Origin of the sequence: Escherichia sp. E4702, from assembly GCF_963883545.1 — a bacterium.
Taxonomy (GTDB): domain Bacteria; phylum Pseudomonadota; class Gammaproteobacteria; order Enterobacterales; family Enterobacteriaceae; genus Escherichia.
Genome location: NZ_CAWORF010000014.1, coordinates 294301 through 317226, shown reverse-complemented (window position 1 = coordinate 317226; position 22926 = coordinate 294301). Strand labels below are relative to the sequence as shown.

The 22926-nt window shown below is 46.7% G+C and carries 23 protein-coding genes; 9 read left to right on the top strand and 14 right to left on the bottom strand.

Going from position 1 to position 22926, the window contains the following annotated elements; genetic code table 11:
- Positions 1-9: 9 nt before the first annotated feature.
- The 10 genes from AACU94_RS07615 to msrB all read right to left on the bottom strand — a co-directional run bounded on the left by AACU94_RS07615 (position 10) and on the right by msrB (position 9810).
- Positions 10-1368 (bottom strand): MFS transporter, encoded by a 1359-nt coding sequence (locus AACU94_RS07615; protein ID WP_135489195.1) that lies wholly within the window; start codon positions 1366-1368, stop codon positions 10-12.
- Positions 1369-1487: 119 nt separating this feature from the next.
- Positions 1488-2246, bottom strand: a complete 759-nt coding sequence (locus tag AACU94_RS07610; protein WP_130218813.1) for a DeoR/GlpR family DNA-binding transcription regulator — start codon at positions 2244-2246, stop codon at positions 1488-1490.
- Positions 2247-2381: 135 nt separating this feature from the next.
- Entirely contained in the window at positions 2382-3362 is a 981-nt protein-coding gene (ydjG, locus tag AACU94_RS07605) for an NADH-dependent methylglyoxal reductase (protein ID WP_135489194.1), read from the bottom strand.
- Between the two features lie 9 nt (positions 3363-3371).
- Complete coding sequence (locus tag AACU94_RS07600; RefSeq protein ID WP_135489193.1) at positions 3372-4319, bottom strand: sugar kinase; 948 nt, start codon at positions 4317-4319, stop codon at positions 3372-3374.
- Positions 4320-4323: 4 nt separating this feature from the next.
- A complete protein-coding gene (locus AACU94_RS07595; RefSeq protein ID WP_130223455.1) occupies positions 4324-5160 on the bottom strand; it encodes a ketose-bisphosphate aldolase in 837 nt (278 codons plus the stop codon).
- A 20-nt stretch (positions 5161-5180) separates the two neighbouring features.
- Positions 5181-6224 (bottom strand): NAD(P)-dependent alcohol dehydrogenase, encoded by a 1044-nt coding sequence (locus AACU94_RS07590; RefSeq protein ID WP_130223457.1) that lies wholly within the window; start codon positions 6222-6224, stop codon positions 5181-5183.
- 15 nt (positions 6225-6239) lie between these two features.
- Entirely contained in the window at positions 6240-7619 is a 1380-nt protein-coding gene (locus AACU94_RS07585; protein ID WP_135489192.1) for an MFS transporter, read from the bottom strand.
- Positions 7620-7645: 26 nt separating this feature from the next.
- Positions 7646-8722, bottom strand: coding sequence for a zinc-binding dehydrogenase (locus AACU94_RS07580; protein WP_135489191.1), 1077 nt, complete (start codon positions 8720-8722; stop codon positions 7646-7648).
- A gap of 359 nt (positions 8723-9081) precedes the next feature.
- Complete coding sequence (locus tag AACU94_RS07575) at positions 9082-9354, bottom strand: YeaC family protein (protein ID WP_130208380.1); 273 nt, start codon at positions 9352-9354, stop codon at positions 9082-9084.
- Positions 9355-9396: 42 nt separating this feature from the next.
- Positions 9397-9810, bottom strand: a complete 414-nt coding sequence (gene msrB, locus AACU94_RS07570) for a peptide-methionine (R)-S-oxide reductase MsrB (RefSeq protein WP_130218799.1) — start codon at positions 9808-9810, stop codon at positions 9397-9399.
- Between the two features lie 341 nt (positions 9811-10151).
- Between msrB and gapA the strand changes: the two genes are divergently transcribed.
- Positions 10152-11147 carry a glyceraldehyde-3-phosphate dehydrogenase gene (gene gapA, locus AACU94_RS07565; protein WP_000153502.1) on the top strand — a complete coding sequence of 332 codons (996 nt, stop codon included), beginning with the start codon at positions 10152-10154 and terminating at the stop codon, positions 11145-11147.
- An 83-nt stretch (positions 11148-11230) separates the two neighbouring features.
- A complete protein-coding gene (locus AACU94_RS07560) occupies positions 11231-12115 on the top strand; it encodes a D-hexose-6-phosphate mutarotase (protein ID WP_135489190.1) in 885 nt (294 codons plus the stop codon).
- Between the two features lie 48 nt (positions 12116-12163).
- Here the strand turns inward: AACU94_RS07560 and AACU94_RS07555 are convergent, their stop codons facing one another.
- Together AACU94_RS07555 and mipA are read right to left on the bottom strand one after the other, a co-directional pair.
- Positions 12164-13018 carry an aldo/keto reductase gene (locus tag AACU94_RS07555; RefSeq protein WP_130218795.1) on the bottom strand — a complete coding sequence of 285 codons (855 nt, stop codon included), beginning with the start codon at positions 13016-13018 and terminating at the stop codon, positions 12164-12166.
- Positions 13019-13107: 89 nt separating this feature from the next.
- Positions 13108-13854: a scaffolding protein MipA gene (mipA, locus tag AACU94_RS07550; protein WP_130223469.1), complete on the bottom strand. Its 747-nt coding sequence runs from the start codon at positions 13852-13854 to the stop codon at positions 13108-13110.
- Positions 13855-14289: 435 nt separating this feature from the next.
- Here mipA and yeaG point away from each other — a divergent pair, with 435 nt between their 5' ends.
- The 5 genes from yeaG (at position 14290) to yeaK (ending at position 21457) form a co-directional block, all read left to right on the top strand.
- Positions 14290-16224 carry a protein kinase YeaG gene (gene yeaG / locus AACU94_RS07545; protein WP_064529211.1) on the top strand — a complete coding sequence of 645 codons (1935 nt, stop codon included), beginning with the start codon at positions 14290-14292 and terminating at the stop codon, positions 16222-16224.
- Between the two features lie 111 nt (positions 16225-16335).
- Positions 16336-17619, top strand: a complete 1284-nt coding sequence (locus tag AACU94_RS07540; RefSeq protein ID WP_064529212.1) for a YeaH/YhbH family protein — start codon at positions 16336-16338, stop codon at positions 17617-17619.
- Positions 17620-17896: 277 nt separating this feature from the next.
- On the top strand, positions 17897-19240 hold the full coding sequence (locus AACU94_RS07535) for a sensor domain-containing diguanylate cyclase (protein WP_135489189.1): 1344 nt from the start codon (positions 17897-17899) through the stop codon (positions 19238-19240).
- Between the two features lie 180 nt (positions 19241-19420).
- Complete coding sequence (gene dgcJ / locus AACU94_RS07530) at positions 19421-20911, top strand: diguanylate cyclase DgcJ (RefSeq protein ID WP_130219014.1); 1491 nt, start codon at positions 19421-19423, stop codon at positions 20909-20911.
- A 42-nt stretch (positions 20912-20953) separates the two neighbouring features.
- On the top strand, positions 20954-21457 hold the full coding sequence (yeaK, locus tag AACU94_RS07525; protein ID WP_130218791.1) for a mischarged aminoacyl-tRNA deacylase: 504 nt from the start codon (positions 20954-20956) through the stop codon (positions 21455-21457).
- Here yeaK and yoaI read toward each other — a convergent pair whose 3' ends face one another.
- Positions 21458-21562, bottom strand: a complete 105-nt coding sequence (gene yoaI, locus AACU94_RS07520) for a small membrane protein YoaI (protein ID WP_130218789.1) — start codon at positions 21560-21562, stop codon at positions 21458-21460.
- A gap of 169 nt (positions 21563-21731) precedes the next feature.
- Between yoaI and AACU94_RS07515 the strand changes: the two genes are divergently transcribed.
- Entirely contained in the window at positions 21732-22178 is a 447-nt protein-coding gene (locus AACU94_RS07515; RefSeq protein ID WP_130208396.1) for a DUF441 domain-containing protein, read from the top strand.
- 81 nt (positions 22179-22259) lie between these two features.
- The gene (locus tag AACU94_RS07510) at positions 22260-22607 is read left to right on the top strand and encodes a DUF488 domain-containing protein (RefSeq protein WP_130257685.1); all 348 of its coding nucleotides are present in this window, start codon (positions 22260-22262) and stop codon (positions 22605-22607) included.
- A 21-nt stretch (positions 22608-22628) separates the two neighbouring features.
- On the opposite strand, the gene AACU94_RS07505 is transcribed toward AACU94_RS07510, so the two are convergent.
- Complete coding sequence (locus AACU94_RS07505; protein WP_130218784.1) at positions 22629-22883, bottom strand: putative hemolysin; 255 nt, start codon at positions 22881-22883, stop codon at positions 22629-22631.
- Between the last annotated feature and the right edge of the window lie 43 nt (positions 22884-22926).

Sequence of the window (22926 nt, the reverse complement as noted above, 5' to 3'; positions counted from 1 at the left end):
AGCGAAAATTCAATTCACACCAGAAATTCGTTCCAGCGACACCTTCCGCGTTTCGATGCCAAAAATGGAGAGGACCAGCGCACATAACACCAACATGACACCAAGCACCATAAAGACCGTTATCGAACCATAATGCGTTAATAACGCCGCGACGCCATAAGGAGTGAAGACCGCGACGATTCGTCCTACTGCATTAACAAATCCCGAGCCGCGCAGGCGTAAATGGGTTGGCCAAAGTTCCGGGATATACACCGCAGACGCGAAACAAACATACATATAAAGAAAGAAGATCATTACCAGACCATAGCCTAAAATAGCCCATTCTGTAGTTTGTATCGAATATATATATCCCAACACAGCAATAATTATAAGCAAAGACGAGCCAAATAATCGGCGAGGAAAGTGATCAATAACTAACGCAGCAATGAATATTCCCACCGGAGCACCAATCATAATAACAGCGGTCATTAATATCGATTTATCAACATCAATACCAGAGTTAACAAATATGGTCGGTATCCATACGGTGATAGTATAAAGCGAAATATTCATTGCAATTAAAACCGTAATCGCGACTAACGTGCGCCGCAACATCTCGCCTTTAAATAGCAACCAAAAAGTACCACTGATTTCATAACTCCGACTTTCGCTTTGCCTCAAAGCAAGTGGTGGTAGATGAATACCCTTCTCTTTTTCGATTTGCTGCTCTACTTCACGAAGTTGTCTTTCTGCTCCCGGTAATTGTCCAATACCCGCCAGCCAACGAGGCGACTCAATAAAATATTTACCAGAAAGTAACCATGCTAATATTATCCCAACGCCGCCCAGTAGAAACATTATGCGCCAACTGAAGAAAGCGATAACGACAACGCCAATCGCCGCTGACAACATGGGCGACCAGTTGCCGACAAATGAGAGTCGCGCGGACCATTTTCCACGAACCAGAGCGGGAATAAACTCAGTAAATGAAGCATAGCCAACCATAATCAGCGCCCCCATTCCTGTCCCCATCAGGAAGCGAAAGAAGATGAGCCAGTACATATCAGGGACGAAAGAAGCGCCTGTCGCCGCAATACCGACAATCAGAAGGTTTATGCGGAATGCCCGGCGCCGTCCACAGTAATCACCAATGAATCCACCGGCAAGCGAACCGATGAAATAACCAAACATCAATGCCGACGTAAAAGCAGCATTGAGGAAATTATTTGACCATCCATTGCTTACCAGCTTTGCTAAAACAACATTGCCTGAATAACTTAAAAACCCCGTTAATAACAGACTAAAACTTATAATGCCAAATATACGATAATGAAACCGGGCCAAAGGCAAGCGGTCCAGTCTTGCGCCAATTTGATCATATTGTTCCATTTGGTGCCTCGAATTTTGCTAAAAAAGGTAGCAATTGCGGCAAATTTACTTGCCGCATTTTTATCATCATTTTATTTCACAGGCGCTGGAACAAATAACATTGACAACGTGTGTTTAAGCTACCACACCAGCTGGATATTATTGTCTTTGCAAAATTCTTCCCATTCTGCACCCGGTGATTTATCAGTTATTATGTAATTAATATGACTAAAGTCAGCTAACTGGACAAAAGCTTTGCGATCAAACTTGGAGTGATCGACTAATAACGCGACTTCTGCCGCCTGGCGGATCATTGTCTTTTTGATTTCAGCTTCAGCTTCGTTCGAATCCAGCGCGCCACTGTTAATATCAAGACCTTTACAACTCATCACCATAATATCGACGTGATAGCGGCTGATGATCTCTTTAGTAATTCGCCCTTGCAGAGAAAGTGTATTTTTGTTTAGTTCCCCACCGGTTGAAACAACTTTAATTTCTGACTGAGCCAGAACATGAATGGCTTCCGCCGAGTTTGTCAGCAACGTCAGGTCACTACGGTCCTGTAACAATTTGAGCAATTCCATAACGGTACTACTGGAATCGGCTGCCATCGTCGTTTTATTGTCGATAAAGGGTAATGCTTTGCGAGCAATAAGCTGCTTCTCTTCATAAAACGACGAAGCGCGCTTATAAAAATGAATATTTTCCGTCAGCATCGCTGTATTTAAAACAGCGCCACCATAAGTTCTGGTCAAAAAACCTTCATCTTCCAGCTTCTCAAGATCGCGGCGAATGGTTTCTTCGGTTACCTGAAAAATCGAGCTCAAATTCGAAACCGTTACTTTTTTATCGTTGGCAACCATCTGTTTAATTGCCTGAATCCTGTCTTTTGCCGCCACGATTACACCCCTGTCTCTTTTACATCACATTAGCGCGATTATCGCATAAGCGATGTTTACTTTCAAAATAACCTGTTTGAATCACAGATTTTAATCACAGTTTTCAAAGAAACAGAGGTGGATCGTGTGGAGTAGTTAACGCCCCAGAGCCTCTGCCATTCCCCTCATCAATATTGCATCAGCATCCGATAAGTTGATATTCAGTGCCGCCACGTTTTCGCGTACCTGTTCCGGCGCGGTTGCTCCACTAAGAATGGAGATTAAATCACTCTGTTTTAATATCCACGCCAGCGCCAGAGTAGGAATTGTGCACTGATAACGCGCACAAAGTGGCCGCCACTGTTCAAGCATATCAATCACTTTGAGCATATTTTCACGCTGGAACCAAACTTTATTTGCCCGTGCTCCGCCCGGAATATAATCGCGAGTGATGGTACCTGTCAGCAGTCCCTGCTCTAACGGTGAATAGACCTGAACCACAATGCCGTTATCCTGACATAGCGGCAGCAGTTCGTTTTCCATTGCCCGATCGAGGATGCTATATTTCGCCTGAATAATATCCAGCTCACCATATCGCAGATATTCGCGTATATGGTCAGCTTCGACATTAGCAGCGCCTATCGAACGAATCTTCCCCTCAGTCTTCAGTTCATTAAGTACTGCTACGGTTTCTGCAATCGGCGTAAAACAAGGCGGCACCGACTGCCAGTGCGTCATGTAAATATCGATGTAGTCAATGCCGAGACGTTGCAAGCTGGCATCGACTTCTTCGCGGATAGATTCAGGAGAGAGGTTTTTGTACAACTGACGATCGCCGACTTTGTTGAATAAACTGCCTTCTCGTTCCCAGACAATACCGCATTTCGTTTCGACGACAATTTGTTCGCGAGGCAATTGTTTTAACGCCTGCCCGACAATAACTTCACTGTTGCCAAAGTTATATCCTGGCGCAGTATCAATCAGGTTAATACCGCAACGATGAGCTTCAATAATTGTATCAATACAAATTTGCCGATCGAGATCACCATTCCATGCAGGGCCACCGCCAATGGCCCATGTCCCCAACCCCATCCGAGAAAGCGTTATATCCGTTGTGCCTAAAGGTATCATTTTCATTTGCCTTCATTACCCTTCATATTCATCCAGCAATTGTTCGACCAGCTTTCTGTTTTTCACACCGGTGGTGGCACCAACACTCAGTACCGATATAGCTGCCGTTGCATTGGCAAAGCGCGCGCATTCACGCAGTTCTTTACCTTCCAGCAGTGCCGCAATAAAACCTGAAGCAAAGTTATCGCCCGCGCCAATGGTGTCGATGGCCGTAATTCCCGCTACTGCTGGTACCGTCATCGTCATTTCACCACGCTTGATGTAACAGCCGTTTTTACCCGTCTTAATTACTACCGTTTTTACACCGCACTCAAGAAAGCAGTCAGCAATTTCATCCAACGTATCTTTCCCTGTGAGTAATTTTGCCTCGGCAAAATTTGGAAACAGATAATCGACATAACTCAATGCTTCGCAAATATCATCCAGCGTTTCATTCAACCGCGGTTTGATCATATCGGCACAAATGATCATCTGCCGGGCTTTCGCTTGCGTAAAAATTTCTGTTAGCGCTTTACCATCCAATAGAGGACTGTTGAAAATACTGGCCAGTGATAATAATTTCGCCTGAGGAAACCGCGCAAAATCAACATCGTCAATATTTAATTTCCACAAACTGCCGTTACGGTTCGTGACAAACGTCCGCTCGCCATCCTCCGTCACCAGTCCAACGTTAATAGAGGTATCTATGCTGACATCCTGTTTCAGGCTTTGAATATCAATATTCTCTTTGCGACAATGGTCGAGAATAAATTGCCCTGCGGCATCTTTACCAATGCGGCTCATTAATGCGGTACGATGCCCCAGACGAGAAATAATTGTTGCTTCATTTATTGCATCGCCCCCGGTGGTCATTGCGATTCTTTCAAGAGGATAAGAATCTACATCAAAGATATTTTTACTGACCGGTTGTAATGGAATATCAACAATAGCGGCACCTATACAAATAACATCGAGATTATCCATATCATCATTCCGCTTTGCCATCAGAACCAAACAGTTTAATTTTTTCCAACGCCCGTTCTTTTACGGCTTTACGCACTTCACGCTCTAAATGCAGGAAAGGCTGGTCCTGGTTTTCTTTCACTGCCACCATTGCGGCCTGACACAGTTCCGTATGAATGTTGATTTTCGCGATACCCAACGAAATTGCAGTTTTAATGTCAGCATCACTGATCCCCGATGCGCCATGTAAAACCAGCGGAACAGAAACGGCATCGCGTACGCGTTTGACGACCTCAAAGTTCAATTGTGGCTCTGACGTATAAACCCCATGCTGGTTGCCAATGGCGACAGCCAATGAGTCACAGCCCGTGCGTTCAACAAATTCTGCGGCCTGGTCAGGATCGGTATAGTGATAGCCCGCCAGCGCTTCCTCATAAACGGTTTCATTACCGACATGCCCTAATTCCGCCTCTACCGGAATACCCAGCGGATGGAAGAAATCAACAGCCTCTTTGGTTAAACGAATATTTTCTTCGAAATCAAACGCGGATGCATCGCGCATTAAGGAGTTCATTCCATGAGTCCAGGCGTTATGGATAATTTCCATACTCCGGCCATGATCCCAGTGGGTAATTACCGGTACCGTTGCTTTTTGTGCCATCGATACCATCATATGCGAGAAATCTTCGAATGAGGTATTTCCGACAAATCCCGTACCAAAGGAAATAATAACCGGTGATTTTGCTTCTTCTGCTGCGTCGATAACACCCATTAACATTTCAGCATTCCATACGTTAAAATGGGCAATTGCATAATGTTTATTGGTGGCATCGTTTTCCCAAAATCTGATATCTGCTAGCATATTCCGTTCTCCCGTAGTAATTAATCGCTAAGTTTAATAACGCCTTTAATAATGTCGCGTTTGTTGTTAACCGACTCTTCAAATGCCTGTTGTACATCCTGGTAATCGTAAATATGCGTTACCATCGATTTCACATCGAATCGCCCTGATGAAATAGCTTCAATCGTGACCGGATAACGGTTGGCATAGCGGAAAACCGTCTGGATGGTGACTTCCCGATTGATTTTGAGAAAGTTGATGGCCGAATCGCCGGGTACTGTGCCGACAATCATAATTTTTCCACCGCGCATCACCAGATAGGGAGCTTGTTTTACCGTTACCGCAGAACCCGCTGTTTCAAAAACAATATCTGCACCCATGTCTTCGGTAAATTGCTGACAGCACGCAATAGTGTCTTGTTTAGCGCCATTGATGACCATTGCCGCACCAAGCTGTTCCGCCATTGCCAGACGTTTTTCCAGCACATCGACCACGGCAATTTCCGTTGCCCCGAGGCACTTGCAGGCTTGCAAAGTCATTAAACCAATACATCCCGCGCCCAGAATGACAATCTTTTTGCCAGGTTTAACATCTGCCAGCATGGCGGCGTGCATCCCGACCGCCGCAGGCTCCACCAGCGCCCCTTCCATCGTGTCCATGTTGTCGGGCAGTTTGTAAGTAAAGCTCGCCGGATGACACAGATAGTGCGTTAATGCACCACGGTAGTTCGGTTGCGTCGCCATAAAATCGACATCCGGGCAAATGTTGTATTTGCCTTCCAGGCAGTAACGGCAGTGGCCACAAGGAACGCCAGGTTCGATATTTACCCGATCCCCTGGTTTAAATTTACGCACGCGGCTTCCCACAGCCACAATCGTCCCCGCACATTCATGGCCCAGGCCAATTTCCTGATTTGGGTCTTTAGGTGGAATAAACGGCCCTGATTCAAAACCATGTACATCTGAACCGCAAATACCGACATATTCCACTTTAATCAGCACTTCATCTTCTTTGGGTACGGGTATATCTGCAGCAATAATTTTCATGGTGCCAGGTACTTGTAATATTGCTTTTGAATTTTTCATTTATCCCCCTAAAAATTATTTATTAGTCACAGCTTCAATACTTAGACTTTCAACCGAGACACCTTTGGTTTCAATTCCAATGGTGGCGATAGCAATTGCAACAATAATTGAAACAGCGCCAAGCAGGATAAATACCCCAGTAACACCATAGCTGCTTAGTAACACTGCGACGGCATAAGGTGCGGCAATACCACTGATCCGCCCTACTGCATTCGCCAGGCCCGAGCCACGCAATTTGGCTTCTGTCGGCCAGATTTCAGGTACATACACTGCCGAGGCATAGCAAACGTACATATAGACGAAAGTAATCAGGAAGAAACCAATCAACGTTATGAGCAACATACTGGTTTGCAGTGAATAGATATATCCGAGCACCGCAATCAGAATTAACAGCCCAACCCCCATTGTTTTGCGCGGAATTTTATCCATCACCAGCATGGCAATAAAAATGCCAAACGGCGCGCCAAACATACTCATAGTATTTAAGACAATGGAGTCTTTTAAATTAATTCCCTGGGTCATGAATATCGTTGGCAACCAGTTAATTAACGTGTACTGCACAACGTTCATGGCAATAAGTACACAAGAGCCTAAAATAACCCGTCTCAGTAATACTCCCGTCAGTAAGGCAGAATAAGGCACCACTTGTGGCGCTTTACCGTCATCAGCAATAACCACTGGCGGTAAGGGTTTACCCGTCTGGCGAATGACCCCTTCTTCAATGTTCCGCATGACTTGCTCTGCTTCCTGATACCGTCCGCGCGATTCCAGCCAGCGCGGTGATTCAGGAAAGTAACGCCAGGCCAGCGCGGTAGCGATAAGCGACAATATTGCGGGAATGAGCAGTTGTACTCGCCAGTTCCACTCGGCACTAATTAGCGGTGTAAGTCCCATCGCAATCAATGAACAGAGCGGATATGACCAGTTGCCAATAAATGAAACCCGACTGGACCACGTTCCACGATTTCTACCGGGCATATATTCGGTGAAGCCGGCAAACAGAGTAACCAGTAATGCCCCCAGCCCGACCCCCATCACAAAGCGGCAGGCAATCAAGAAATCCATATTTGGCGAGAAAGCGCCAATAACCATAGAGACAATATGAATGGCCTCATAGAGGATGAACGCGTTTCTGCGTCCGGTTTTGTCTCCGATAATGCCGCCCACCAGCGCACCGAGAAACATTCCGGCGGTCGTAATTGCCGAGAAGGTGGCGGTGGTGGAGTTATCTGTCCAGCCCAACGCTTTTAACTGCGCGAGAATCAAGCCTCCTACGGCATTACTCCAGCAGACAAGCAAGCCAAAAGCGACGACGGCAAACATTGATGAATGCCAGCGACAATCCGGTAAACGATCCAGCCGGGCGCCGCAATGCGGTTTTGTTATCTGTTCCATGCGATAACGTTCCTTCAGGAGAGTAGTTATTCATCAAAGTCGTAAGTCATAATCACTTTGATTGCGGTTTTATCGACCATCGCATCAAACCCTTCGCGCCATTGCGAAAGGCCGATACGATGCGTGATCATCGGTTTGACGTTGATAGCGCCGCTGGCTAATAGCCGGATAGCGTTACGCCAGGAGGTGGAGTCATAGGCCATATGCCCAATGATGCTTTTGTTCCATGCGGTAATGTCATTAATCGAGAAATCAAGAGGTTTGAGGCCCATTCCAACGCGTACCACTTCCCCATTCGGGCGCAGCATTTCGATGGCTTGTTTCAGTGCGATATTGGCACCGGAGCATTCAATCACCAGTCCGAGATTGTCTTTGCCACAAATTTGCTGGCAGCGCGCCACCACATCTTCGGTAGAACCATTTATTACTGCCGTCGCCCCCAGTTCTTTTGCAACCGGGAAGCGGACCGCTACATCTTCTTGCAGACCAACGACGACGATATTTACCGCCCCCATAATCCGCGCCATTTGTACAGAGAACAGCCCGAGCGGGCCAGTGCCAATGACAACCACATCCTGACCAGGAAGGAATTTCGATTGCTGCGCGATGGATTTGTAGGCATTACAGATAGGGTCAAGTACGGCTGCGTCCTCATAATCGACGCCTTCGGGAATTTCCCACAGCGCATGGCGATGAATTTTGAGGATTTCGCCAGGGACCAGACAATATTTGGAAAAGCCACCGCCCCAGGTATTGTTATCCAGACCAAGATTCACTTTTTCTGTACAACACAGAAAATCACCTTGTTCACAGGCAGGACAAACGCCGCAAACATGACCACTGTTATCAGAGACGACGCGCTGCCCCACTTTCCAGTCTTTGACTTTTTCGCCAACCTGCGCAATTCGGCCTGCAAATTCATGGCCACGAATCGAGTTAAACTCATCTGAACCGCTATCAACGTTGTAGTGTTTCATGTCTGCACCACAGATAGCTGCGGCTTTAATTTCAATCACCACATCTTCCGGGCCACAAACGGGCCGTGGGACATCAATCATCTTGTAGCCGCCAAAGGCCTTGCCAAACCGAGCCAGTGCTTTCATTGCGTCATCCTCTGTGTTTTGTTTTGCTTAGATGACCATCATACTTACCCACATAATTTTTGAGGTCAACATTAAATCTTTAAAACACAGATAATGACCTGCGATTTACAACTTAGATCACAAATACGCAGAAAACCTGAGAACGGGTTACAGATTGATGGAAGGCGGTACGCAAAAGAGGGAAATTCAGCAGTGATCCCTCTTAACGAAAGAAAGGATTCAGGGATGAAAAATTCAGGGAGTTAATACAGACGAGAAGCTCCGGAAAGGTTTAAAGCTACAAACGAAATCGACGAGGGATTGGACAATTAATTTCAGGCAATCCCCTTTATTAATTACCTGTAAAGGGGATAACTCCATCACTTAAACATAGCAATTGGCTTCGCCGTAATACCAAAATCTTCTTTCAGCTGCTGCTTGCTCTTCATCACCATCTGACCGTTGGTGTCGATGGTCATATGCTGCGCGTCGGTATTGTTTCGTGCTTGCCACAGCATAACCAGTTGCAGGCAGTTCTCTTTTTGTTGTTCGGTCAGCGCAACGCCATCTGGCCATTTTCCCAGTTCAACAGCGGTCGATAAACGCTGGTAAACCTCAGGCGTCATGCTGTTGATCATTTCATCAAGATTCATGATTTTTTCCGCTCCTGTGGAATAAGTTGCTGAATCGTTTTTTCAACCGTTGATTTCTTCGCCATTTTCACCATCAGTGAAACGTAAAGAGGCTGAGTTAACACAATAACGTTCGCCTGTGGGCTGCGGCCCATCAGGAAAGACATGTCCAAGATGGGCATCACAGTTACCGCAACGAATCTCGATGCGCTGCATTCCATGTGACAAGTCTTTGATATAACGAATTGAATCTTCACTCACCGGTTCGTAGAAGCTCGGCCAGCCACAACCTGAATCATATTTAGACTGGGAGTGAAACAGAGGGGCATCGCAGATCAAACAGTGGTAAACGCCGTCACGCTTATTGTGCAGTAAACGGCCAGTAAATGGCGGCTCCGTCCCGTGATTCTGTGTCACGTAAAACTGCATCTCGGACAATTTGTTTTTCAGTTCGTCTGCCGAAGGTTTGTTAGCCATTTGCTCACATCTCACTTTAATCACACTCACATTACGCGACCAATTCTAACAAAACATTAACACCAACTGGCAAAAATTTGTCCTAAACTTGATCTCAGCGAAATGGCAGCGCCTGAATCGTGATGAAAATCACATTTTTATCATAATTGCCCTTTAAAATTCTCGGCGCCGCCCTCATGTGGTTTCAGGCACAAAGGAAGAGTGAGGCAAGTCAGTCGCGTAATGCTTAGGCAGAGGATTGATTTGTCGCAATGATTGACACGATTCCGCTTGACGCTGCGTAAGGTTTTTGTAATTTTACAGGCAACCTTTTATTCACTAACAAATAGCTGGTGGAATATATGACTATCAAAGTAGGTATCAACGGTTTTGGCCGTATCGGTCGCATTGTTTTCCGTGCTGCTCAGAAACGTTCTGACATCGAGATCGTTGCAATCAACGACCTGTTAGACGCTGATTACATGGCATACATGCTGAAATATGACTCCACTCACGGCCGTTTCGACGGTACCGTTGAAGTGAAAGACGGTCATCTGATCGTTAACGGTAAAAAAATCCGTGTTACCGCTGAACGTGATCCGGCTAACCTGAAATGGGACGAAGTTGGTGTTGACGTTGTCGCTGAAGCAACTGGTCTGTTCCTGACTGACGAAACTGCTCGTAAACACATCACCGCTGGTGCGAAAAAAGTGGTTATGACTGGTCCGTCTAAAGACAACACTCCTATGTTCGTTAAAGGCGCTAACTTCGACAAATATGCTGGCCAGGACATCGTTTCCAACGCTTCCTGCACCACCAACTGCCTGGCTCCGCTGGCTAAAGTTATCAACGATAACTTCGGTATCATCGAAGGTCTGATGACCACCGTTCACGCTACCACCGCTACTCAGAAAACCGTTGACGGCCCGTCTCACAAAGACTGGCGCGGCGGCCGTGGCGCTTCCCAGAACATCATCCCGTCCTCTACCGGTGCTGCTAAAGCTGTAGGTAAAGTACTGCCAGAACTGAATGGCAAACTGACTGGTATGGCGTTCCGCGTTCCGACTCCGAACGTATCCGTAGTTGACCTGACCGTTCGTCTGGAAAAAGCTGCAACTTACGAGCAGATCAAAGCTGCCGTTAAAGCTGCTGCTGAAGGCGAAATGAAAGGCGTTCTGGGCTACACCGAAGATGACGTAGTATCTACCGATTTCAACGGCGAAGTTTGCACTTCCGTGTTCGATGCTAAAGCTGGTATCGCTCTGAACGACAACTTCGTGAAACTGGTATCCTGGTACGACAACGAAACCGGTTACTCCAACAAAGTTCTGGACCTGATCGCTCACATCTCCAAATAAGTTGAGATGATACTGTGATCTATAAAGAGCGACTTCGGTCGCTCTTTTTTTTACCTGATGAAATGAAGTTAAAGGACTGCGTCATGATTAAGAAAATTTTTGCCCTTCCGGTCATCGAACAAATTACCCCTGTCCTCTCCCGTCGTAAGCTGGATGAACTGGACCTTATTGTGGTCGATCATCCCCAGGTAAAAGCCTCTTTTGCATTACAGGGCGCTCATCTTCTCTCGTGGAAACCTGCGGGTGAGGAAGAAGTTCTGTGGTTGAGCAACAATACCCCGTTTAAAAATGGTGTCGCCATTCGCGGTGGCGTACCGGTTTGCTGGCCGTGGTTTGGTCCGGCTGCACAACAAGGTCTGCCTGCGCACGGTTTTGCCCGTAACCTGCCGTGGACGCTGAAATCACATAGTGAAGATACCGATGGCGTGGCGCTGACTTTCGAACTGACACAAAGCGAAGAGACGAAAAAATTCTGGCCGCACGACTTTACGCTGTTAGCGCATTTCCGCGTGGGTAAAACCTGTGAAATCGATCTTGAATCACATGGCGAATTTGAAACCACCTCTGCCCTGCATACCTACTTTAACGTGGGTGATATTGCTAAGGTAAGCGTCAGCGGACTGGGCGATCGCTTCATTGATAAAGTAAATGACGCAAAAGAAGATGTACTGACCGACGGTATTCAGACCTTCCCTGATCGTACCGATCGCGTGTATCTGAATGCGCAAGATTGCAGTGTGATTAATGACGAAGCGTTGAATCGTATTGTCACCGTAGGCCACCAGCATCATCTGAACGTCGTTGGCTGGAACCCAGGACCGGCGCTTTCAGTCAGCATGGGCGATATGCCGGATGATGGCTACAAAACATTTGTTTGTGTAGAAACAGCTTACGCCTCAGAAACTCAAAAAGTCACCAAAGAGAAACCTTCACATCTGGCGCAATCCATTCGCGTTGCCAAACGTTAATTTGCGTGAGTTACTGTGCCGGATGCATGCATCCGGCCTTGCAGCAAATCACACCATATCCAGTGCAGTTTTTCCTTTTGGTGCCGGGTACGCTTTTTCCAGCATCGTCAGTTCTTCCCCTGAAAGCGTCAATTCCAACACTGCCGCATTTTGTTGGACATGTGCGACAGTTGCCGCTTTCGGAATCGCCATCACGCCCTGATGGCTGATCACCCACGCCAGCAAAACTTGCGCGGCAGTGGCATTGTGAGCATGAGCTATTTCGTTGACCACTGCGTTTTTTAGCAAGCCATTACGTAAGCGCCCGGCCTGCGCCAACGGACTGTATGCCATCACTGGCATATGTTGTTGCTGACACCAGGGTAGCAGATCATATTCAATACCGCGCGAACCGAGATGATAAAGCACCTGATTGGTAGCGCACTGATTTCCCCCTGGCACCTGCCAGAGTTCCTGCATGTCGGCATAATCAAGATTAGAAACGCCCCAGCGACGAATTTTGCCCTGGGCGATCAGTTTTTCCATTGCCGCAACAGTCTCTTCAAAAGCGAAACTGCCAGACCAGTGCAATAAGTAGAGATCGAGATAATCGGTATTGAGACGACGTAAACTGGCTTCGCAAGCGTTAATGGCTTTTTGCCCGCCGGCATTCCACGGATAGACTTTGGAAACGAGGAAAACCTTATCACGCAGGCCGGATAATGCTTCACCAACCACCTTTTCGGCACCGCCATCGGCATACATTTCGGCGGTATCAATGAGAGTTAAACCAAGATCAATGCCCGCACGCAGTGCATCAACTTCGGTTTTACGCTGACTGACCTCTTCGCCCATATACCATGTTCCCTGCCCTATGGCTGGCAGTGAGACATCGCCACTAAATTGAATCGTTTTCTGTTGCATCGCTTCCTCCCAGTTTTTGCACCACCGTAATGCAAAACAGGGCATTACGCCCTGTTTTTATGCACAAAATGCCCTGGAAAGATGCATTATCAGAATTTGTAGGTGATTCCGGTAGAAATCAGGCCAGTCCAGGATTTATCCACCATCGGGCTGTCAGTAACTTCGTCAGACAGACGGGTATAGCGCGCGGAGCCATAAACGTTCCAGTCGCCGAGGAAGTTGTAGCTGGCACTCAGCTCCAGATACGGGCTCCAGCTGTCATTCGGGTTATAGCCACGCAGACCGCTGCGAGCGGACTCTTTACGCGATACGCCATAATAGTATTCGTTCTGGTTTTCGCTGTTCCACTGCACACCGATACCCGGGGTCACGGTCAGGCCGCCGTTGGTGTAACGATACAACCAGGCCATATCCCAGACAATGCCGTTGCTGTTATCCAGGGTATCGCCAGCCAGGGTGGTACGCAGGTAACCATACTGGGTAAAGTGAGCGTAAGACAGACCAGCCATCATGGTGCTCTTACGGTCATCCAGGTGACGCATTTGGTGATCGCCACTGTCTTTGGCTTTGAAGTAGAGCGGCGACCAGTAAGCGGTAATTGAGAGTTTATCCGTTGCATCATTCCACAGGTAGTAACCACCACCTAAGCCACGGAACCAGAAGTTATCGCCTTCGTAGTTGATTACCGGTACTGGGTAAACATCGGTATCGTAATCTTTATAAGGGTGTTCAACGACACCTACGCCTGCGCCCAGGGAAAAATTACCTTCAGCGTGTGCTACGCCTGCAGACGTTGCGATAAGCACTCCAAGTGCCAGAAGTTTGAGTTTGGTCACAATTAATCATTCCTTAAACAAATGTTTAGCGGGCGACAAAGTTTACCCGTCAATACAACGAAACCCAAACTTTTTACGTTTTCATTTCCAAAGGTAACTGTTTAATTTTCCTGACGCAGATGACGCAGTGCTTACAGCTGAATGAATTCTGCATTAATGGCGGCATTATTCTTTACATTAGTTATGCAATTTTTATGGATGAGTTGTTGATATGCCATTGAAATTCAGAAAGCCATGCAGGCAAGTTTCTCAATTGCCATCTACGCTTAATTTTGAAGGTGTATCACCGGGCACGTTGTTCTCATGGTCGGCAGGATGGCATGAGAGTTGCTGTGTTTTAGCAAGAGACGTCGTTCAGTTTACCTCTTCCGGGAGCCTCTACTATTCATATGAACGGCTCTTAACCTGTGCTAAAAAACGAAAGGACGGCATACCATGAATATATTCGATCACTATCGCCAGCGATATGAAGCTGCCAAGGACGAAGAGTTCACACTGCAGGAGTTTCTTACCATTTGTCGGCAAGATCGCAGTGCTTATGCCAACGCGGCAGAGCGGCTATTGATGGCTATTGGTGAGCCTGTCATGGTCGATACAGCCCAGGAGCCCAGACTTTCTCGACTCTTTTCTAACCGGGTCATCGCACGTTATCCGGCATTTGAAGAGTTTTACGGCATGGAAGACGCGATTGAACAGATTGTCTCTTATCTGAAACACGCGGCTCAGGGGCTGGAAGAGAAGAAACAAATCCTGTATCTGCTGGGGCCTGTGGGTGGGGGTAAGTCGTCACTTGCTGAACGACTGAAATCATTAATGCAACGCGTGCCTATTTATGTATTGAGCGCCAACGGTGAGCGAAGCCCGGTTAACGATCATCCGTTCTGTCTGTTCAATCCACAGGAAGATGCGCAGATCCTTGAAAAAGAGTACGGCATTCCACGCCGCTACCTTGGCACCATTATGTCGCCGTGGGCGGCAAAACGTCTGCATGAATTTGGTGGCGACATCACTAAATTCCGCGTGGTCAAAGTGTGGCCGTCTATTCTGCAACAGATTGCCATTGCCAAAACGGAACCGGGCGATGAGAACAACCAGGATATTTCCGCGCTGGTGGGGAAAGTGGATATTCGTAAACTCGAACACCACGCCCAGAACGATCCGGATGCCTACGGCTATTCCGGTGCGCTGTGCCGCGCCAACCAGGGGATCATGGAATTTGTTGAGATGTTCAAAGCACCGATTAAAGTGCTGCATCCCCTGTTAACCGCTACTCAGGAAGGTAACTACAACGGGACGGAAGGTATCTCCGCCCTGCCGTTCAACGGGATTATTCTCGCCCACTCGAACGAATCTGAATGGGTGACTTTCCGTAATAATAAAAACAACGAAGCCTTCCTCGACCGTGTCTATATCGTGAAGGTGCCGTATTGCTTGCGTATTTCCGAAGAGATCAAAATCTACGAGAAATTACTTAATCATAGTGAATTGACCCACGCGCCATGCGCGCCAGGCACGCTGGAAACATTGTCACGTTTTTCCATTCTTTCGCGCCTGAAAGAGCCAGAAAACTCCAGCATTTATTCGAAGATGCGCGTTTATGATGGCGAAAGCCTGAAAGATACCGATCCGAAAGCCAAGTCATATCAGGAATATCGTGATTACGCCGGTGTCGATGAAGGGATGAACGGTCTGTCGACGCGTTTTGCGTTTAAGATCCTCTCCCGCGTGTTCAACTTCGATCATGTAGAAGTGGCAGCAAACCCGGTCCATCTGTTCTACGTCCTGGAACAGCAGATCGAGCGCGAGCAGTTCCCGCAAGAGCAGGCAGAACGCTATCTGGAGTTTCTGAAAGGTTATCTGATCCCGAAATATGCCGAGTTTATCGGCAAAGAGATCCAGACGGCCTACCTTGAATCCTATTCTGAATATGGGCAGAACATTTTCGACCGTTATGTCACCTATGCGGATTTCTGGATTCAGGACCAGGAGTATCGCGACCCGGATACTGGTCAATTGTTTGATCGCGAGTCGCTGAACGCCGAGCTGGAGAAAATAGAAAAACCGGCGGGGATCAGCAATCCGAAAGATTTCCGTAACGAGATCGTCAACTTTGTACTGCGTGCCAGAGCGAATAACAGCGGACGCAATCCGAACTGGACCAGTTACGAAAAACTGCGCACGGTCATTGAGAAGAAAATGTTCTCCAATACCGAAGAGTTGTTGCCGGTCATTTCGTTTAACGCCAAAACCTCAACCGACGAGCAGAAGAAACACGACGATTTTGTCGACCGTATGATGGAAAAAGGCTACACACGTAAACAGGTGCGTTTACTGTGCGAATGGTATTTGCGCGTACGTAAATCGTCTTAACAACAACGGCCCGGTGCGCATGCGCCGGGCCTACAACGACAGCGAACCGTGGGCCAGACAGGCGGCAACACAGGCGTAGCATACAGTTGGCAAATGCAGTACGGGGGGCATATGACCTGGTTTATTGACCGGCGTCTGAACGGCAAAAATAAAAGCATGGTGAATCGCCAGCGTTTTTTACGCCGTTATAAAGCGCAAATTAAACAGTCGATCTCCGAGGCCATTAATAAGCGTTCGGTGACCGATGTCGACAGCGGCGAGTCTGTTTCCATTCCAACGGAAGATATCAGCGAACCAATGTTTCATCAGGGGCGTGGCGGCTTGCGCCATCGCGTTCATCCGGGCAACGACCATTTCGTACAGAACGACCGTATTGAGCGGCCTCAAGGCGGCGGCGGTGGTTCTGGTAGCGGTCAGGGCCAGGCCAGCCAGGACGGTGAAGGTCAGGATGAATTCGTCTTTCAGATTTCGAAAGATGAGTATCTCGATCTGCTGTTTGAAGATTTGGCTTTACCAAATCTGAAACAAAACCAGCAACGCCAGTTGACCGAATTTAAAACGCATCGCGCGGGTTATACCGCTAACGGCGTTCCGGCCAATATTAGCGTGGTACGCTCATTGCAAAATTCGCTGGCACGACGTACCGCGATGACCGCGGGCAAGCGGCGGGAACTGCACGCGCTGGAAGAAGATTTAGCGATAATCAGCAATACTGAACCTGCGCAACTGCTGGAAGAGGAACGCTTGCGCAAAGAAATTGCTGAACTACGAGCTAAAATTGAACGTGTTCCTTTCATCGACACTTTCGATTTACGCTACAAAAATTACGAGAAACGGCCCGATCCCTCCAGCCAGGCAGTAATGTTCTGCCTGATGGACGTTTCTGGCTCGATGGATCAATCCACCAAAGATATGGCCAAACGTTTTTATATACTTCTGTATCTGTTCCTGAGCAGAACATACAAGAACGTGGAAGTCGTTTACATTCGCCATCATACCCAGGCAAAAGAAGTTGATGAACATGAGTTTTTCTACTCACAGGAAACGGGCGGCACCATTGTTTCCAGCGCGCTGAAACTGATGGATGATGTGGTAAAAGAGCGTTATAACCCGGCGCAGTGGAATATCTATGCTGCACAAGCATCGGACGGCGACAACTGGGCTGATGATTCTCCGCTGTGCCATGAGATTCTGGCGAAGAAATTACTGCCAGTTGTTCGTTATTACAGCTATATCGAAATTACCCGTCGCGCTCATCAGACATTGTGGCGAGAATATGAGCATCTGCAATCTACTTTCGAAAACTTTGCGATGCAGCATATCCGCGATCAGGATGATATTTATCCGGTATTCCGTGAACTGTTTCATAAGCAAAACGCAACTGCTAAAGACTAGTACCATCAGCCAGGTCATTATTACCTGGCTGATTTTTAGCTTACTGTAAATTATTTAATTTATTACATACGTTAGCTTACAATTGCTTTAAATATAACAGCGCAACCTTTACACAATTTAGTTCCAGAAAACAATCATTCGGAAAAATGATTTGATTAACTCGTTTTTTTCCGGGGTTATTCTTTAATTATTTTTTAGCAATAACGAAAATTGATCATGATCAAAACCACATATCTCGACCATCAATAAAATCAGCACTCACACTGCTCTCCTTTTTATGATTTCTATGTGTACACAAAAGCTAAAAGCACAAAGCTTTTTTATTTTCAGTTTGCTACTGACATTGATTTTATTTTGCATCACCACCTTATATAACGAAAACACCAATGTAAAACTCATCCCGCAGATGAATTACCTGATGGTTGTTGTGGCTTTGTTTTTCCTTAACGCCGTCATTTTTCTATTCATGCTAATGAAATATTTCACTAACCGTGAAATTTTTCCAACACTCATTTTAAGCCTTGCTTTTTTAAGTGGTATTTTCTATTTAACTGAAACCATTGTCATTATTCATAAACCTATCAGTGACAGCACACTTATTCAGGCTAAATCAAATGATGTTTCCATATTATATCTGTTTCGCCAGCTAAGTTTCATTTGCTTAACAGCGTTAGCTCTCTTCTGTTATGACCGAAACAGTATTCTAACGAACAACAAGAAAAAAACCTGCATCCTGTTGTTGGCACTGATACCTTTCATGTTGTTTCCCTTACTGGCACACAACCTGAGCAGTTATAATCCTGACTATTCCTTATACGTCGTAGATTACTGTCCGGATAGCCATTCTGCGAGCTGGGGAATTAACTACACAAAAATTTTGGTTTGTCTGTGGGCATGTTTACTGTTCTTTATTATCATGCGCACACGATTAACCAGCGAACTTTGGCCGTCAATAGCGTTATTATGTCTGGCATCGCTCTGCTGTAACTTACTTTTGCTGACTCTGGATGAATATAACTACACCATCTGGTACATCAGTCGTGGTATTGAAGTTTCCAGCAAACTGTTTGTTGTTGCTTTTCTGATTTATAACATTTTTCAGGAACTGCAACTCTCCAGCAAACTGGCGGTTCATGATGTGTTGACCAATATTTATAATCGCCGTTACTTTTTCAACAGCGTAGAGTCATTATTGTCGCAACCTGTTGTGAAGGATTTTTGTATCATGCTGGTAGATATTAACCAGTTCAAACGCATCAATGACCTATGGGGACATCATGTGGGCGATAAAGTGCTGGTTTCAATTGTCGATATTATCCAGCAAAGTATCCGCCCCGATGACATTTTAGCCCGTCTTGAGGGGGAAGTATTTGGGCTGCTATTTACCGAACTCAATGCTGCCCAGGCAAAAATTATTGCTGAACGTGTGCGTAAAAATGTCGAACTCCTGACCGGCTTTAGTAACAGGTATGCTGTTCCTGAACCAATGACTATCAGCATTGGCAGTGTTTTTTCCACCGGAGATACGCACAATCTTTCACTTGTCATGACAGAAGCAGATAAAGCCTTACGTGAGGCGAAAAACGAGGGAGGCAACAAAGTGATTATTCATCGTCTTTGAGTGCAAAAATATTCACAGCCATGCTTTTTGCGTGGCTTTTGCATACAATTAATATCTAATACCACTAAATTTCTCCTCCCCAACGGCACAGAGATGAGTATAATTAGCGCCCCTGTGCCAGGCCGCAATCGAACTTTAACTGGTTTTCTCATTTCACTAACCGAAGGAGTGCCATTTATCATGAAATTGCACCATAGAATGCTCCGGCATTTTATCGCCGCAAGTGTCATTGTGCTGACATCTTCCTTCCTTATTTTTGAACTTGTCGCCAGCGACAGAGCGATGAGCGCCTACTTGCGCTATATCGTCCAGAAAGCGGATTCCTCCTTTCTCTATGATAAGTATCAAAATCAGAGTATTGCCGCACATGTCATGCGCGCACTTGCTGCTGAGCAGTCAGAGGTGTCGCCAGAACAGCGACGTGCTATCTGCGAGGCTTTTGAAACGGCCAATAATACTCATGGATTAAATCTGACGGCCCATACTTATTCTGGCTTGCGCGGGACATTACAGAGCGCATCCGATGACTGTGACACAATTGTGGAAGCAGCGGCGCTATTACCCGCATTTGATCAAGCGGTGGAAGGCAATCGCCATCAAGATGAATATGGTTCCGGTCTTGGGATGGCTGAAGAGAAATTTCACTATTATCTCGATCTCAATGACCGCTATGTCTATTTTTATGAGCCGGTCAATGTTGAATACTTCGCCATGAATAACTGGTCGTTTTTGCAATCAGGAAGCATTGGCATTAACCGTAAAGATATTGAAAAGGTGTTTACCGGTCGCACCGTGTTATCGAGCATTTACCAGGATCAGCGTACCAAACAGAATGTGATGAGCTTGCTGACGCCGGTTTATCTCGCGGGTGAACTTAAAGGGATTGTGCTGCTGGATATCAATAAAAACAATCTGCGGAATATCTTTTACACTCATGACCGCCCTCTCCTCTGGCGTTTTCTCAATGTAACGCTTACCGATGTAGACTCGGGCCGAGACATTATTATCAACCAGAGTGAAGACAATCTGTTTCAGTATGTCAGTTATGTCCATGACTTGCCTGGTGGAATTCGCGTCACATTATCCATTGATATTCTTTACTTTATTACTTCTTCATGGAAAAGCGTTGTCTTCTGGCTGCTGACGGCATTGATATTACTGAATATGGTACGCATGCACTTCCGCTTGTACCAAAACGTGACTCGCGAAAATATTAGCGATGCGATGACCGGATTGTATAACCGCAAAATATTGACTCCTGAGTTGCAGCAACGCTTGCAACGCCTGGTTCAGGCAGGTTCTGCAGTCATGTTCATTGCTATTGACATGGACAAGTTAAAACAAATTAACGACACACTGGGTCATCAGGAAGGTGATTTAGCGATTACTTTATTAGCACAGGCGATTAAACAGTCGATTCGTAAAAGTGATTACGCTATCCGTCTTGGCGGTGATGAATTTTGCATCATCCTGGTCGATTCGACGCCACAAATTGCTGCGCAATTGCCTGAACGTATTGAAAAACGCCTGCAACACATCGCGCCGCAGAAAGAGATCGGCTTCTCTTCCGGTATTTACGCGATGAAAGAAACCGATACGATCCATGATGCTTATAAAGCTTCCGATGAACGTCTGTATGTCAATAAACAGAACAAAAACAGCAGTTCATGATAATCTTCTGTGGTTGTTTAGTTATAAATCCAGGAGCGTGAAATGACTGAAGTGGCTAAAGGAAGCGTGACGCATCAGCGCTTAATCGCTTTATTATCACAAGAAGGCGCTAACTTCCGCATCGTCACCCACGAAGCTGTGGGCAAATGTGAAGCGGTGTCAGAAATTCGCGGCACCGCTTTGGGCCAGGGCGCCAAGGCGCTGGTGTGTAAAGTCAAAGGTAATGGCGTTAATCAACATGTATTAGCGATACTCCCTGCCGATCAACAGGCCGATCTGAGCCAACTCGCCAGTCACATTGGCGGGTTACGCGCCTCGCTTGCCAGCCCGGCGGAGGTCGATGAACTCACTGGCTGCGTTTTTGGCGCCATCCCACCTTTCAGCTTTCACCCCAAACTCAAACTGGTCGCCGACCCACTACTCTTCGAGCGATTCGATGAAATTGCCTTCAATGCGGGCATGCTGGATAAATCAGTTATTCTTAACACCGCAGATTATTTACGTATTGCGCAACCAGAGCTGGTCCATTTCCGCCGTACTGTATAACTAGCTGGTCCGTTCAAGTAGCAAAACTGACAGTACCAGCACAACCGCAATGGCAAAAAACGATGACGTGATAATCAGTGTCTCAATGAACATTTGATCGTTCATGGTTTTACCCCTGGAGATAACTGTTTTCACGTTATTGTTAGCGTACGCAAATGGCAGTTTGATGACAATTCGCCCTATTTTTTATGCAAAAAGGGTAATTAATGTCTGATTCCTGCCCTCAGCAAGCGTAAAGTACGGGGGATAATTATTTTTTGGCAAGGAAACCACGATGTTTGATGTCACTTTGTTAATCCTCCTCGGATTAGCTGCGCTGGGCTTTGTCAGCCACAACACCACTGTCGCAGTTTCAATTCTGGTGTTGATCATTGTCCGCGTCACACCGTTGAGCACCTTTTTCCCCTGGATTGAAAAACAAGGGTTGAGTATCGGGATAATTATTCTCACCATCGGTGTTATGGCCCCAATCGCCAGCGGGACGCTGCCACCGTCGACACTTGTTCACTCGTTTCTGAACTGGAAATCATTAGTCGCGATTGCCGTAGGCGTGATTGTTTCCTGGCTTGGCGGACGCGGCGTCACGTTAATGGGTAGTCAGCCACAACTGGTAGCCGGATTGCTGATGGGTACGGTTTTGGGCGTAGCGCTTTTTCGCGGTGTGCCCGTCGGCCCGCTTATTGCTGCTGGCCTGGTTTCGCTGATTATTGGTAAGCAGTAGTTTTTGCCGCAGCCGCCATAACCATAAAAACAAAGTGCTATAGTGGCGTGGCAATGTTGCGTGAAAGGGAGAACAAACACGATGAATATTCAGTGTAAACGCGTCTATGATGCGGCTGAACAAGGCGATGGTTATCGCGTACTGGTCGATCGTCTCTGGCCGCGTGGTATCAAGAAAACAGATTTAGCACTTGATGAATGGGACAAAACCATCACGCCTTCAACAGAACTACGCAAAGCCTTTCACGGCGAAGTGATCGATTTTGAAACCTTTCGCGAACAATATCTTGCAGAACTGGCGCAGCATGAGCAAGAAGGGAAACGACTGGCGGATATTGCCCGCCAGCAGACACTAACCCTACTCTATTCGGCAAAAAATACCACGCAAAACCATGCACTGGTGCTGGCCGATTGGCTACGCAGTTTGTGATTCCAGCCCGGCATCCGGTTGTTATTTTCTATCAGCCGGATGATCCCTCCGCCATAATGCCCATTCATCAATCGTTTCACCGCCCGGTAATTTGCAATTGTTGCTGACCCCTTGCGCTGTTTGCACCGGAATGAGCGCACCTCCCTTTTGCTGGCAGTAGACCGATGCAGGATTAGCCATTCCAACATGTGGCGGTTTAGGTGCATCGGGTTGAGAAGCGGTTGAACACCCCGCCAGGACTAACAGGCAAGGCAGAGCAAAACGGATAACTTTCATATAGTGATCTCTCTCGTTTATCTACACTTTAGAGTATCGCGGT

Excerpts from the sequence above, each read along its gene's own strand:
- yoaI (WP_130218789.1), bottom strand. The coding sequence starts at position 21,562 with ATGAACGATCAAATGTTCATTGAGACACTGATTATCACGTCATCGTTT.
- AACU94_RS07595 (WP_130223455.1), bottom strand. The coding sequence starts at position 5,160 with ATGCTAGCAGATATCAGATTTTGGGAAAACGATGCCACCAATAAACAT.
- AACU94_RS07600 (WP_135489193.1), bottom strand. The coding sequence starts at position 4,319 with ATGGATAATCTCGATGTTATTTGTATAGGTGCCGCTATTGTTGATATT.
- AACU94_RS07590 (WP_130223457.1), bottom strand. The coding sequence starts at position 6,224 with ATGAAAAATTCAAAAGCAATATTACAAGTACCTGGCACCATGAAAATT.
- AACU94_RS07515 (WP_130208396.1), top strand. The coding sequence starts at position 21,732 with ATGTTTGATGTCACTTTGTTAATCCTCCTCGGATTAGCTGCGCTGGGC.
- dgcJ (WP_130219014.1), top strand. The coding sequence starts at position 19,421 with ATGAAATTGCACCATAGAATGCTCCGGCATTTTATCGCCGCAAGTGTC.
- AACU94_RS07540 (WP_064529212.1), top strand. The coding sequence starts at position 16,336 with ATGACCTGGTTTATTGACCGGCGTCTGAACGGCAAAAATAAAAGCATG.
- yeaG (WP_064529211.1), top strand. The coding sequence starts at position 14,290 with ATGAATATATTCGATCACTATCGCCAGCGATATGAAGCTGCCAAGGAC.
- AACU94_RS07615 (WP_135489195.1), bottom strand. The coding sequence starts at position 1,368 with ATGGAACAATATGATCAAATTGGCGCAAGACTGGACCGCTTGCCTTTG.
- msrB (WP_130218799.1), bottom strand. The coding sequence starts at position 9,810 with ATGGCTAACAAACCTTCGGCAGACGAACTGAAAAACAAATTGTCCGAG.
- AACU94_RS07580 (WP_135489191.1), bottom strand. The coding sequence starts at position 8,722 with ATGAAAGCACTGGCTCGGTTTGGCAAGGCCTTTGGCGGCTACAAGATG.
- AACU94_RS07510 (WP_130257685.1), top strand. The coding sequence starts at position 22,260 with ATGAATATTCAGTGTAAACGCGTCTATGATGCGGCTGAACAAGGCGAT.
- AACU94_RS07585 (WP_135489192.1), bottom strand. The coding sequence starts at position 7,619 with ATGGAACAGATAACAAAACCGCATTGCGGCGCCCGGCTGGATCGTTTA.
- AACU94_RS07535 (WP_135489189.1), top strand. The coding sequence starts at position 17,897 with ATGATTTCTATGTGTACACAAAAGCTAAAAGCACAAAGCTTTTTTATT.
- ydjG (WP_135489194.1), bottom strand. The coding sequence starts at position 3,362 with ATGAAAATGATACCTTTAGGCACAACGGATATAACGCTTTCTCGGATG.
- gapA (WP_000153502.1), top strand. The coding sequence starts at position 10,152 with ATGACTATCAAAGTAGGTATCAACGGTTTTGGCCGTATCGGTCGCATT.
- AACU94_RS07555 (WP_130218795.1), bottom strand. The coding sequence starts at position 13,018 with ATGCAACAGAAAACGATTCAATTTAGTGGCGATGTCTCACTGCCAGCC.
- AACU94_RS07505 (WP_130218784.1), bottom strand. The coding sequence starts at position 22,883 with ATGAAAGTTATCCGTTTTGCTCTGCCTTGCCTGTTAGTCCTGGCGGGG.
- yeaK (WP_130218791.1), top strand. The coding sequence starts at position 20,954 with ATGACTGAAGTGGCTAAAGGAAGCGTGACGCATCAGCGCTTAATCGCT.
- AACU94_RS07560 (WP_135489190.1), top strand. The coding sequence starts at position 11,231 with ATGATTAAGAAAATTTTTGCCCTTCCGGTCATCGAACAAATTACCCCT.
- AACU94_RS07575 (WP_130208380.1), bottom strand. The coding sequence starts at position 9,354 with ATGAATCTTGATGAAATGATCAACAGCATGACGCCTGAGGTTTACCAG.